Source organism: Streptomyces sp. 8N706 (assembly GCF_052245415.1).
In the GTDB taxonomy this organism is placed as follows: domain Bacteria; phylum Actinomycetota; class Actinomycetes; order Streptomycetales; family Streptomycetaceae; genus Streptomyces.
Map to the genome: position 1 here is coordinate 17463 of NZ_JBQQBW010000023.1, position 11653 is coordinate 29115.

Here is an 11653-nt window from a genome sequence, read left to right on the forward strand (position 1 = left end):
TCAGGAACTGCGGGCAGTGGAACAGTCGGGGGACAGGCCCCAGTAGTTGACCTCGGTCTCGTCGCTCGAGAAGCCGTGGTCGTCGGACGGGGTCAGGCAGGGGGCCTCGCCGACCTCGCAGTCGACGTCGGCGACACCGCACGACCGGCACACGACGGGGTGGTGGTTGTCCCCGACGCGCCCCTCGAACCGGGCCGGGCTGCCGACCGGTTCTCTGCGGCGTACGCCCCGCCGCGGTGAGCGCGTGGAGGGACTCACCCACGACGTACAGGGAGATATGGGCCACGGGATGGCACACCGCGGAGACGATTGCCTCGACGTCGAGGTGACCACCGTCCCGGACGTCTCGAGCAGCGCGCCGCGGACGGCCGTCACCCCGCAGGTCGGCACCGCGCAGCTCCTCGGCGATGTCCCGTCACGTCTCCGTCTCCTGCCGTACTGGAGTCTTCCTGCCCCTTGGCGATAGCCGGAACCGATCCTACGATGGACAGGATCTAAGTCAAGAAGCGCGTCAAGCCTGCATCCCTTCGGGACTTTGACGCCCACGGGTAAACTTCGTGTATCCCGACCAACCTGAATAGGTGCGCCGATATGAGTGACCTGCTGGAGCGACTGCGTGGGCGTGGCTGGCGGATGACCTCCCAGCGGCGTGTCGTTGCGGAGGTCCTCGACGGCGACCACGTGCATCTCACGGCCGACGAGGTGCACGCCCGCGCGGCACAGCGGCTGCCCGAGATCTCCCGGGCGACCGTCTACAACGCCCTGGGTGAGCTGGTCTCCCTCGGTGAGGTCATAGAGGTCTCCACCGACGGCCGCGCCAAGCGCTACGACCCCAACGCACACCACCCGCACCAGCACCTGGTGTGCTCCGACTGCGGCACCATCCGCGATGTCCACCCGACCGGCAATCCGCTGGCCGACCTCCCGGCGGAGGGACGGTTCGGTTTCACGGTGTCCGAGGTCGAGGTCACCTACCGCGGGCTGTGCCCATCCTGCGCGTAGGGAATGTTTGCCCTGGAACGCCCCAGGCCGCGTCGGCCGATGGACCCACCTGCTCCCACAAGCTGGTCTGCGGGCTTCCAGGTGTGCCTTCCGGGGTGTTGACGGGCTGTCATGGGGATTTCGCCGTCCTCGTCCTCGCCGGCGTCAGCCGGCGACCGAACGGCCCGGTGTCGCGGGGGCCGGCGGTGCCCCAGCCCGCCGGCGTGCGCCCGAGGGTGACGGTCCGACTGCTTGACTGATCACGTACGACCACTCCAGGCGCGGGCGCGGGCTGCGACTCGGATGGCGGACAGCACATGTGCATGCGCCCGCCAGTGGCGATCGAGGCGATCCGATCCCTAGGGGACGCGCAATGCCTGGCGCCAGTAATCGGTGACGGTGTGGCGCAGCCGTGCGGTGTCGACGGTATGTGGGTCGAGGAGGCGCTGCAGTCCGATCCCGCGCAGCTGTCCGACGACCGCGATGGCGACGTCGCCGGGGTCGGCGTCCGGACGCACGTCGCCGTCGGCGATTCCGGCGGCGACGTCGGAGCGCAGGTCGGAGCGGAATGTCTCGTCGCGCTCGCGGAAGATCGGGGCCAGTTCGGACGCGGTGGCCGCTTCGGCCCACAGCAGCAGGAAGGCCCGGTTCATCATTCCGACGTCCCCGAGGGCGCCGACGTAGCCGTCGATGAGTCGCAGCAGCCGGTCCAGTCCGGGCGGGAGGTCTGCGAGCCCGGGCACGAAGCCGGTTTGCGTCGCGCGGGCCAGTCGCTCGAGGAGGGCCTGCTTGGACCCGAAGTGATGGGTGACGATCCCGCGGCTGTAACCCGCTTGTTCGCCGACCCGCGCCAGCGTCAGGGACCGCACCCCGTGTTGGACGACCAGTTCGGCAGCCGCGTTGAGCAGTGCGGCTTCGGCCCGGGCCCGGCGCTCCTGCTGGGTACGGCGAGTGGTGACCATGCAGGCACCCTAACAAGAAACTTGCGTGTTGACTGACAAGTATGTGAGGGTGACGTCTCCGAACAGGCCGGCTTGGAGGCGTGAATGATCGAGATCGATGACCGCGACCTGGATGTGCTGCTCGCAGAGGACCCGGGTGGTCCCGTGGTGATGCCGAACCTCCTGCGTTTCCGTCCGGACGGTGGCCGTGAGAGCTGGCAGCGCTACGCCGATGCGCTCGGCGTAGCGGTCAACGCGCGGTACGGGCTGCAGGGGGAGTACCCGGGCTGCGATGGGCGTGCACTGGCCGCCGAGGACGGGCAGGCCTGGGACACGGTCGTGCTGGTGCGCTACCCGAACCGGCAGGCGTTCGTGGACGTGTGTCGCGATCCCGAGTACCGCGCGGTGGCCCCCCTGCGCAGTGAGGCGCTCGTGGAAACGGTGCTGCAGCCGACCGCGCCGACCGGGGCGTGAGCGCGGTGCCGGCAGTATTCGTACATGGCAATCCCGAGACGGAGGCGGTATGGGACCCGTTGCTCGCTGAGCTCGACCGCGCCGGTTCGCCGCGTGCGGGGCTGATCTGCCTCTCGCCGCCTGGTTTCGGCGCACCCCTGCCGGCCGGGTTCGGCGCGGCTGTCGGCGAATACCGTGACTGGCTGATCGGCGCATTGGAGGACTTCGGGGAACCTGTCGACCTGGTCGGCCACGACTGGGGCGGCGCCCACGTTCTGAATGTCGCCATCAGCCGCCCAGAGCTGCTGAGCAGCTGGGCGAGCGACGTCGTCGGGCTGTTCGACCGCGACTACGTCTGGCATGAGCTCGCCCAACGGTGGCAGACCCCTGGAGAGGGAGAAGCCGACGTCGCCGAGCGGTTCGGTGCAGCCGTCGACACGCGCACCGCGTCGCTCGTCGAGCGCGGCATGAGCGAGCCGGTGGCCGAGCAGATCGCCGCGGCGCAGGACGAGACGATGGGCCGGGCCGTGCTCGCGCTCTACCGCTCCGCCGCGCAGCCGGTGATGGCCGAGCTCGGCCGGGACCTGGAGCATGCGGCGCAGCGGCCCGGCTTGGCGCTCCTTGCCACCGAGGACCATATGGTCGGCACCGACCGGCAACGTCGGCGGGCGGCCCGTCGCGCAGGCGCCCGCGTCGAGACCCTGGACGGACTCGGCCACTGGTGGATGACCCAGGACCCGGCGCGTGGAGCCCGTGCCCTGACCACGTTCTGGGCGCAGGGTTGATGGACCGGAGGCGGGTGCCGTTGACGAACGGCGAACCAACGGACCCCTAGCGCGTCGAGTACCGGGCGGTGCTCGACGCCTGGGACCGGGTCGGTGTGCCGCTCACGTGAGGGCTAAAAAAATGCGGATCACGGGCAGTGCCGGAGTTGGTGGGGGGCCGGACAGCCGACTTGCCTGCCGCGGTCAGCCGTTCCAGGACAGCGGTCAGCACGGGGTCGTTCTCGACGCCCGCCCGGACTGCCGCGAAGACATGGCGGGTGGGCGGTTGTCCTTCGGGAGCGCGTAGTACCAGGGCAGGGCGGTGCAGCGGCTGGACCGGACGCGGTACGAGAGCCACGCCTGCCCCTGCCTCGACGAGAGCTGCGAGCGACTGCCAGTCGTTCACCGCGTGGCGGACCTCGGGCGTGAAGCCGCCGGCCGCGCAGACGGAGCGGGTCACCGCGCCGCAGCAGTTGCGCACGTCCCCGACGATCCACGGCTCGGAGGCAAGTTCCCGTAGGGGGACCCGGCCGGCACACGTCCTCTCCTGGTATGTGAAGGCCCTGGGGGCCGTTCTGTCTCAATCGTGCGATCTTCAGGACACGTTGGTTCGTCGAGGATCAAACATGCTGTTCAGGGCCTGCGGGGCCGGTGGGGAGGCAGGGGCCGGGGGATGGGGCGGGGCACTGATGGTGGCGGGCCGGAGGCGGATCACGGCGTCGAGCCCGCCGCCGGGGGCGGACTCCAGGGTGATGTGGCCACCGCTGGCGCGGGTGAGTTGTTCGACGATGGGCAGGCCGAGGCCGGTGCCGTCGTGGTGGGTGTCGGAGGCGCGCCAGAAGCGGTCGAAGGCGCGTCGGCGTTCGGCTTCGCTCATGCCGGGGCCTTGGTCGATGACGTGGAGTTCGACGGCTTGGTGCGTGACGGTGGTTGCGAGGGTGATGGTGGTGGCGGGGGGCGAGTGGCGAAGGGCGTTGGCGAGCAGGTTGTCGATGATCTGTTCCAGGGCTCCGGGGATGGCCCAGACCTGGCCGACAGGGCGGCCGGTGACGGCGATGCGGATGTGCTGTTCGGCGGCGAACGGCTCCCAGGTCGCGGCGCGGTCGGCGACCATGGCGTCGAGGTCGGCCGGTTCAGGGGTGAGGGCGCTGTTCTCGAGGCGGGCCAGGGAGAGCAGTCCTTGGATCATGCGGCCGAGTCGTTCGGTCTCATCGATGGCTTCGTCGAGGCTGTCGTGGGCGGAGGGGTCGAGGTAGGGCTCGAAGTTCTCCAGGCGTATCCGCAGGGCGGTCAGTGGGGTTTTGAGCTGGTGGGAGGCTTCGGCGGCGAAGGCGCGCTGGGCTTTGAGGAGGTGCTGCAGGCGGGTGGCGGTCTGGGTGAAGGAGGCGGCCAGGTGGCGCAGTTCGGGCGGCCCGACGTCGGTGGCGGGCGGGGTGGTGAGGGTGCCGTCGGCGAGTTGGGCGGTGGCGCGTTCGAGGGCGTGGACGGGGCGGACGATCCAGCGGGCCAGCGCCGAGGCGATCAGGGCCACGGCGGCCAGGACGCCCAGGCCGGTGGCGGCGAGGGTGAGCCAGATGTCGCGGACGCGGCCGTCGAGCACGGTGGTGGGCTGGCTGAGCCGCAGCGCGCCGCGGATGGTGGCGCCGGAGGAGCCGGGCATGGTGGCGTACCGGGTCTCGGTGCCGGTGGCCGCGTCGCGGGCGGCGCCCACGGTGGGCCGGTTGCGCAGGGCGGCGGCGATGTCCGGCTGGGCTGACAGGTCCGCGCCGGTGGGGCCGGCGGTGTCGGTCAGGATGGTGCCGGTCTTGTCGACGATGACGACGCGGGCACCGGTCTCCCTGGCGTAGTCGCCTGCCAGCCGGGGCAGTTCGGCACGCTCGCCTTCCTCGATGCGCTCCTCGGCGAGCTCAGCCAGCATCCCGGCGTCGCGCTCGAGGCTGTTGGAGAAGCGGGATAGTTCGCCGCGGGCGTAGACGAGACCGAAAGGGATCTCCAGGCCCAGGAGGACCAGCAGTACCAGGCCGAGATAGCTGGCCAGCAGCCGCCGGATCACCGGTCATCCAGCCCATACCCGGGCGCGGCGCCCGCCGCGGGGCCGGAGGCGTCGGGGACGCGCAGGCGGAAGCCGACCCGGCGGATGGTCTCGATCCACGCCGCGTCGCCCAACTTGCGCCGTAGCGCAGCCACGTGCACATCCAGCGTCTTGGTGGGGCCGAAGAAGTGCGGATCCCAGACCTGGTCCACGATCTGCTGGCGCGAGTAGACAGCACCGGGGTCCTGAGCGAGGTAGGCGAGCAGGTCGAACTCCTTCGGCGCCAACGCGACGGCGCGATCGGCGAGATGCACCTGCCGAGTACGGCGGTCGATGCCCAGCGGCCCCACCTGCTGCACGCCGTCCGCGGTCGGCGGGCCGCCGATGGCTGGGGCCACTGCTCTGGGCTGCCCGGCGATTCCGGTGCCACCCATGCCGGTCGCTGCGGCGGGCCGGGCGCGGCGGGTCACTGCCCGGATGCGGGCCACCAGTTCGCGTACGCCGAACGGTTTGGCCATGTAGTCGTCCGCGCCGAGCTCCAGGCCGAGGACGCGGTCGATCTCCTCACCCCTCGCGGTGATCATGATGATGGGTACGTCGGAACGCTGCCGCAACACGCGGCAGACGTCGATGCCGTCCATGTCGGGCAGTCCCAGATCGAGCAGCACCATCTCCGGCTCGGCCGCCGCCAGCGCGGCGGCCCCGGTCCGGGCCCGCTCCACGGTGAACCCGTACCGGCCAAGGCCCTCGGCCAGCGGACCGGCGATGCGTTCGTCGTCCTCAATGAGCAACACCTGCATCGCGCCAGACTCACACAGTTCACCCGTCACACGTGCCGTGGTCACACAAACCGCCGTGCCCTCCGGGGCGCACCCTGCCGCCCCAATCGGGTGACCGGCGTACCGCAGGGGCGGGGCGCCGGACCGCCCCTGCGGCGCCGCGGGTCAGCTGCCGTCCTCGTCGCCGTCCTCGTTCTTGGTCTTGACGACCTTGTACGTCTTCGGGTCGAGGTAGACCTCGATCTCACTGCCGTCCGACTTCTTGATCTCCACCGCGTAGGTCCCGGGGTTCTCCTCGTCCTCCTCGGACTTGATCACCGTGCCCGGGAACGCCTTCAGCGCCGCCGCCTCGGCCTTCTGCTTCGCCTCGCCGGTCAGCGGCGTCTCCACCGCATCGCCGCCTTCCGCCTCCGCGGACCCGTCCCCGGCGGCAGCGCCGTGCGACGCCTGCGCGTTGCCGCCGTCGGAGGCGGTGTCACCGGAGTCGGATCCGCCGCAGGCCACCAGGCCGAAGAGCAGAAGGCCGGTGGACAGGGCAGTCAGGGCGCGGGTCTTCACGTTCATAACAACTCCGTCGATCGGGGACACCCTTGGCCCGAGACGCATCCGGTGAGCGGTCCGCGACCCGGGCCTGGGAAACGTCAACGACCCTAGAAACAGGCCGGCTAAGGGCCGGCCAGCGCACGGCCAGCAAACCGCCAGGAAGCGGATAACTCTTCTCCCGCGCCGGACGCCGCGCCAGGGCCTGTCCGGCGGGTCGTGTGACTGCCGTACGTTCTGATCCTTCCGGCGGCGTGGGGCGCGGTGATGCGCCGAACGAGGAATGGGCCGGGCTGGGGCCGCACGTGCCGAGCGGTACGGGGGAGCCGTCCCCACCCCAGCACCGACGACAAGGGCTTCAGGTGGCCAGGTCCGCTTCCCTCCGCGCCCGGGCACGGTCGAAGGACCACGCGCCCAGACCCACCAGCACGGCCGCCCCGAGTCCATACAGTGGCAGCCACCGGGTCGTGGTGTGTGCGAGGCAGTCGGCAACGGCGTCATGGCTCTGGCTGTCCTGGGCGTAGGCCAGGGCGGCACTGTCGCGACCGGCGAGGTTCGCCAGCGAGGACTCCGTGCGGAGGCGCTCGTACTTGCCCAGCTCCCGACAGTCGCTGCGGGTGCCTGGCATGGGAAAGAGCCACGCCGAGCGCTGCAGCACCGGTGCCAGCGCGATCGCGACGCACAGGCCCACCACCATCGAGTATGCGACCAGATTCTGCACGTACGCAGAGCGGAGGCCGGGCATCCATGGCGGCAGGCGATAGAAGGAGAAGATCACCGCGAGAAGCGTCACTCCGATGTATGCAGCGAACCATTCCCAGGAGCCCTGCGCGAGTGCGAACGTCAGCACGGCGGCGAGCCCGACGCCAATGACCCCTGCCTGGGCAGGGGGGCCATGGACGCCTGTGCCGACCGATGTGGGTTTCCGGGCCTCTTGAGCGTCAAGGTCGTCCACGGTCTCTCCTCCCTCGTCCGAGGCCACCTGGGTCCGCGCGTATCGCCCCTTCGGCCTGCCACGATGACGGACCGGCCCGGGAGCCGCCCGGTTGGCGGTCTTCCGTGGGGGGCCGGCTCCGTGGCTTCCTTCCGGTCAGCTCTCCGGCAGAATGAACGTGTGCGGGTCGGCGGCCTGCTCGTATGTCTCCGGTCGTGCCTGGAACTTGCCGAGGTCACCCGCCATCGAGGCGGGTCGGCGATGGGACGGCAAGACCGTGGGAGGCTCCACCCGGAACCCTCGGGTGGAGCCTCGCTTCGCCTGCTGCCAACGCCGCTGCTGCGGCAGCGGGGCGGGCGTGCAGCGCGCTACGCACCGGCCTTCTTGAGGAAACTCAGGCTGGGCATGAAGAAGTACTCGCCGCCCTTCATCATGACCGGCTGCTTCAGAGTGGCCTTGATCCGCTCATCCTCGCCGTGCTTCTTCGGCCATTCCTGTTCTGCCGCCTCCCCCTGGCCGACGACCGGGTCGAGTCCGGTGTCCATACCTGTCGGCGTCGGTTTCACCTCGGGACGCAAGAATTTGGGATCGTTGCACCAGGACTTCTGCATGAACTCGAACTGGCTCTGGATGCTGCTCTGCGCACACAGGAACAGCAGGCCGACCTTTCCGCCCCTTTCGAAGCTGATGGCCCGGCGGATGATGCGGGCGTCTCGTTCACGCGGGCTGCCGGTTTCGTTACGAGGGTTGGTCTTGCGGATGTGCGCCTGGAACGGACACTTGTCGCCGTTCGGATCCGTCTCGTAGTCGAAGTTGTTGGGGATTTCCTCGCCGCCCCCGTTCTCCGAGGCGAACTTCACCACCGGGGCACCGTCGCGGAAACGTCCCACCATGTAGGCGCCGGCCAGCTCCTTGTCGGCCTCGTTGGCCGCTTCCCGGCCGTCGGCCTGGGCGATCGCGGTGGCCAGGACGAACCTGTCGTGGTTGAACTGTGCGACGTTCTGTTCGAGCTTGCGGTAGACGAAGTACGAGCCGTATCCGGTCTCCTTGTCCCCGCCCGGGTCCTTGACGAGGACGAGCCCCAGCGGGGCTGAGGGGTCGTACCGGATCCCGCCCACGGGCTTCACCTTCTCGACGTCCGCGGCGTAGAACAAGGGGTTGCTGACCCCGTCGACGAATCCGAAGTGTTCCCTGACCGGGCCGTTCTCTCCGTAGCGCAGAACGGTTCCGATCTCTCTGTGCGCGATCTTTCCGCCGCTCTTCCCGACCTCGTTGCCGATCCGCTCGGCCTCCTCCGCGACCTTGCCCGGGCTGTCGTCCGCGACGATGACGAGGGCGTGCATGTCCTGCTGGAACTCGGCCTCCCACTGGTCGTGCCCGGCGGGTGCCGTTACCGGAGGATCGCCGAGCCTGCTGATCGTCTCCTCGTTCTGCGCGCCGCGCACGAACGCCGCGTCCTGCGGAATCTGCCCCGCGGGCATGCCCAGCTTGTCGTACCCCTTCTTGGACAGCAGCACGTTGATGAAGATGCCACTCGCCTGCTGGGCAAGTTGTGCCTCGCGCCAGGCGGCCGGATTGGGCTGCTTCTCCGCTTCGGCGAAGATCTTGCGCCGTTGCAGCGAGTCGTTCCACTGCTTCGAGGCCGAGGTCACACGGCCCGCCATTGAGACGAGCCACTTCTTGGCCTTGGCCGGGTCGGTGAACTGGACGAACAGGTGCTGGCTGTGGTCGCGGCCATGGCTCTTGAGGATATTGCCCTGGATGTCCTTCAGGTACTTGTCGAGGTCGGACGGGAGGTCGGCGAAGGGGGCCTTCGGACCGATGGGCGAGGTGTTTGCGAGGTCGAGCGGCATGGCGTCCTACTCCGTTCGCGAGAGAACAGGGGGCATGGGCACAGCGGGCACTGATCTGTTCCCATGAGGCTCGCGACGGCTAACGGGGCAGGTGTGCGATTACTCCGGGCGCCCGGGGCAACCCCACGCATGGCCTTTGTCGCTTGACAGGATGGCGCTCTTGGGAAGCGGGCCGCTCCCCGTAGCCCGTCGGCATTGCCCGGCCGGATGAGCCGACGAGGGCGGGCGTCGCCGTGGAGGGAGGGCGTGCCCGCCCCGACGGCCGCGTCGAAGTGGCGCGCACCAACGCACCGCGGGTTCCGTCGGGGCCCAGTCACGAAGTCGATGAGACAGCCGCGACGCGGCGTATCCGGCGAACGAGAAACAGGGTTCGTGCCTCCGAGGAGGTGGCCGCGATTGGTTGGATGGGCGGCTTCGTCTCGTGGCGTAGTCGGGTTCAGGGGGCCACGGCGGGCGGACAGCTTCTGACCGGTCGCGCCGCCCAAGGTGGCCGTGCGGTCTGCCCACCACCGGTGCACCGCCGCGTCCACGCCAACAGCGACAGCTCCCGGGAGATCCCGGCGCCTGGCACGCGACTACGGCACAAAGTGCGCGCCGGCTGGCCGTGGTCCGGTCGGCCGACGTGCCGCCCTGGCGGCCTATGGGCCGAGGTAGGCGCTTGGCGAGAGCCACGTCGGACGGGGCAGGCCGAAGTGCTCCTCGAGCATCAGCTCGGCCTGGGTGAGTGCGCCGTAGACCCAGCCCTGACCGGTCGACCACGCCGATCCGCAGACGTACAGGTTGGCGTCGGGGAACGGGTGGCGCATCCGCGGCATGATCTCCCAACTCTTCGCCCCCACCTGCCAGAAGTGGTAGGCCGCTCCGTACGGGTCCTGCACCCAATCCTGGAAGTAGGCCGCCGTCGGGTCGGGGATGCGGGCGTCGGCGCCGTGCAGCTCGCGCAGCTGGCGCTGCGCCTCGTCGACCAGCGTCCCTGGCGCCGCCGCGTCCATCGGCCGCGGCGGCCGGGTCACCGCCACCGGGGCAAGGCGGTTTGGCCGCGTCAGCAGCTCGTTCCAGAACTCCACGTTGATCGGCATCGCGCACCGTGCTGAGCCGGTGCGAGATGAGCAGGCTGGTCCTCCCCTCGCGGTGCGACCGCAGCGAGGCGTGGATCTCGTGTTCGGCCTCGGCGTCCAGGCCGGCGGACGGCTCGTCGAGGATCATCAGGTCGCGCCCGTCCCGGAGAGCCGCCGCGCGGTGGCTTGCAGATCCGGCTCGGTCGCCATCCTCGCCGACGGCCGCGCGCCCACTACATGAGCAGAGATGTCTACGGCTCCGACTGGTTCGCGGCTGCCGCCCTGGTCGAGACCGCGGCGCTCCTGCCCCTCGAGCGGCACAACGATCTGTTCGCCTGGTCCATGGCAGAAGTGTTCCTGTCGGGAGCAGCCCTGTCGTTTCGACAAAGCCGTCTACCGGCGCCACGGCATCGTCGAACGCCGCTTCCACCACCTCGTACAAAGGAGGGCGTGCGTCATGGGCCGACCGTACGTCAGTACGCGCCGAACGACCAGAAGACGCCCACCTCGTCGTCGGTCACCGCGATCAGGCCCAGGTCCTCGAACAGGTCGAGGCCGTTGAGGTATTCGGAGGTGACGAAGAGATGGGAGCGGGTGCCCTGGAGGCCCGGCGCGAGGAAGTCCGGGGCCGGGTCGGAGGCGGCGGCCGTCGCGTTGGTCCAGTAGCTCGCGGTGGGTCCGTACCGGTCGAGGAGGATTCGGGCGTCCGCCAGGACGGCGTCCCGGTCCGGGCGGGAGCGGACGGGGGCGGGTTCCGACTGCCATTGCTCGGTCATGACGGCGAGCGCGGTGACCGCCGACTCCGCCTCCACGGGGTACAGGCGGTCGGGGAACTGCGATGCGGCCGGCGGGGCGAAGGGGTACGCGGGCACCGTGTCGCGGGCGGTGTTGGTACGGTCCCAGTCCAGTCGGACCGAGCCGCGGGGGTCGCGGACCGCGCGGTGCAGCACGGCGAGGACGTCGTGCGCCCAGTCCTCGTGCCGGCGGGGGCCCGTGGCCGCGAAGGTGTAGGCGTCGTCGAGCAGCCGCAGGGCCGCCGCGTTCCAGGGACAGCTGCGGCTGCGGAATTCCGTCAACAGGCTGCCGACGCGGCGGGCGAAGACGTCCTTCGGCTCGCGGGGGATGCTCCGGAGCCGGTCGAGGACCCAGTCGACGAGCTCGCCCGCCTCGCCTGCGGCAAGCCCGTCGGGAACCTCCGGGAGCGGGAGGTCCGTTCCATCCCAGAGGGCCTCCAGGTGGGCGTCGAGCAGGTCGAGGGCGGGCCGGTCGGCAGGCAGGGACATTGCGTCACTCTACGCCGTCCCGTTCGGCTCATGCC

Annotated in this window: 11 protein-coding genes and 3 pseudogenes; 4 read left to right on the forward strand and 10 right to left on the reverse strand. The window is 70.1% G+C overall.

The genetic code is table 11. From position 1 onward, the window contains the following. Window positions 1-409 (reverse strand): annotated as a pseudogene (locus ACTWQE_RS11565) (Fur family transcriptional regulator). A 182-nt stretch (window positions 410-591) separates the two neighbouring features. Here ACTWQE_RS11565 and ACTWQE_RS11570 point away from each other — a divergent pair. Continuing rightward, on the forward strand, window positions 592-1002 hold the full coding sequence (locus ACTWQE_RS11570) for a Fur family transcriptional regulator (RefSeq protein WP_443328796.1): 411 nt from the start codon (window positions 592-594) through the stop codon (window positions 1000-1002). A gap of 338 nt (window positions 1003-1340) precedes the next feature. Here the strand turns inward: ACTWQE_RS11570 and ACTWQE_RS11575 are convergent, their stop codons facing one another. Further along, entirely contained in the window at window positions 1341-1943 is a 603-nt protein-coding gene (locus tag ACTWQE_RS11575; protein ID WP_443328797.1) for a TetR/AcrR family transcriptional regulator, read from the reverse strand. A gap of 84 nt (window positions 1944-2027) precedes the next feature. Between ACTWQE_RS11575 and ACTWQE_RS11580 the strand changes: the two genes are divergently transcribed. Both ACTWQE_RS11580 and ACTWQE_RS11585 read left to right on the forward strand, forming a co-directional pair. Continuing rightward, window positions 2028-2396: a DUF1330 domain-containing protein gene (locus tag ACTWQE_RS11580; RefSeq protein ID WP_443328798.1), complete on the forward strand. Its 369-nt coding sequence runs from the start codon at window positions 2028-2030 to the stop codon at window positions 2394-2396. After that, a complete protein-coding gene (locus tag ACTWQE_RS11585) occupies window positions 2393-3160 on the forward strand; it encodes an alpha/beta fold hydrolase (RefSeq protein ID WP_443328799.1) in 768 nt (255 codons plus the stop codon). Before ACTWQE_RS11580 ends, ACTWQE_RS11585 begins: the two co-directional genes overlap by 4 nt. A 46-nt stretch (window positions 3161-3206) precedes the next feature. Here the strand turns inward: ACTWQE_RS11585 and ACTWQE_RS11590 are convergent. The 7 genes and pseudogenes from ACTWQE_RS11590 to ACTWQE_RS11620 all read right to left on the reverse strand — a co-directional run. Next, window positions 3207-3659: pseudogene (locus tag ACTWQE_RS11590) on the reverse strand (LysR substrate-binding domain-containing protein); the annotation flags it as partial. Between the two features lie 75 nt (window positions 3660-3734). Next, the gene (locus tag ACTWQE_RS11595) at window positions 3735-5192 is read right to left on the reverse strand and encodes an ATP-binding protein (protein WP_443328800.1); all 1458 of its coding nucleotides are present in this window, start codon (window positions 5190-5192) and stop codon (window positions 3735-3737) included. Beyond that, on the reverse strand, window positions 5189-5971 hold the full coding sequence (locus tag ACTWQE_RS11600) for a response regulator transcription factor (RefSeq protein ID WP_443328801.1): 783 nt from the start codon (window positions 5969-5971) through the stop codon (window positions 5189-5191). Before ACTWQE_RS11600 ends, ACTWQE_RS11595 begins: the two co-directional genes overlap by 4 nt. 144 nt (window positions 5972-6115) lie before the next feature. Then, window positions 6116-6514, reverse strand: a complete 399-nt coding sequence (locus tag ACTWQE_RS11605) for a PepSY domain-containing protein (RefSeq protein WP_443328802.1) — start codon at window positions 6512-6514, stop codon at window positions 6116-6118. Window positions 6515-6848: 334 nt separating this feature from the next. Then, window positions 6849-7445, reverse strand: a complete 597-nt coding sequence (locus tag ACTWQE_RS11610) for a hypothetical protein (RefSeq protein ID WP_443328803.1) — start codon at window positions 7443-7445, stop codon at window positions 6849-6851. 347 nt (window positions 7446-7792) lie between these two features. Then, window positions 7793-9277, reverse strand: coding sequence for a Dyp-type peroxidase (locus ACTWQE_RS11615; RefSeq protein ID WP_443328804.1), 1485 nt, complete (start codon window positions 9275-9277; stop codon window positions 7793-7795). Between the two features lie 638 nt (window positions 9278-9915). Then, a pseudogene (locus ACTWQE_RS11620) lies at window positions 9916-10365 on the reverse strand (FAD-dependent oxidoreductase); the annotation flags it as partial. 61 nt (window positions 10366-10426) lie between these two features. Here ACTWQE_RS11620 and ACTWQE_RS11625 point away from each other — a divergent pair. Then, window positions 10427-10576: a hypothetical protein gene (locus tag ACTWQE_RS11625; RefSeq protein WP_443328805.1), complete on the forward strand. Its 150-nt coding sequence runs from the start codon at window positions 10427-10429 to the stop codon at window positions 10574-10576. Window positions 10577-10808: 232 nt separating this feature from the next. Here ACTWQE_RS11625 and ACTWQE_RS11630 read toward each other — a convergent pair whose 3' ends face one another. Then, complete coding sequence (locus tag ACTWQE_RS11630) at window positions 10809-11618, reverse strand: hypothetical protein (protein ID WP_443328806.1); 810 nt, start codon at window positions 11616-11618, stop codon at window positions 10809-10811. Window positions 11619-11653 lie beyond the last annotated feature (35 nt).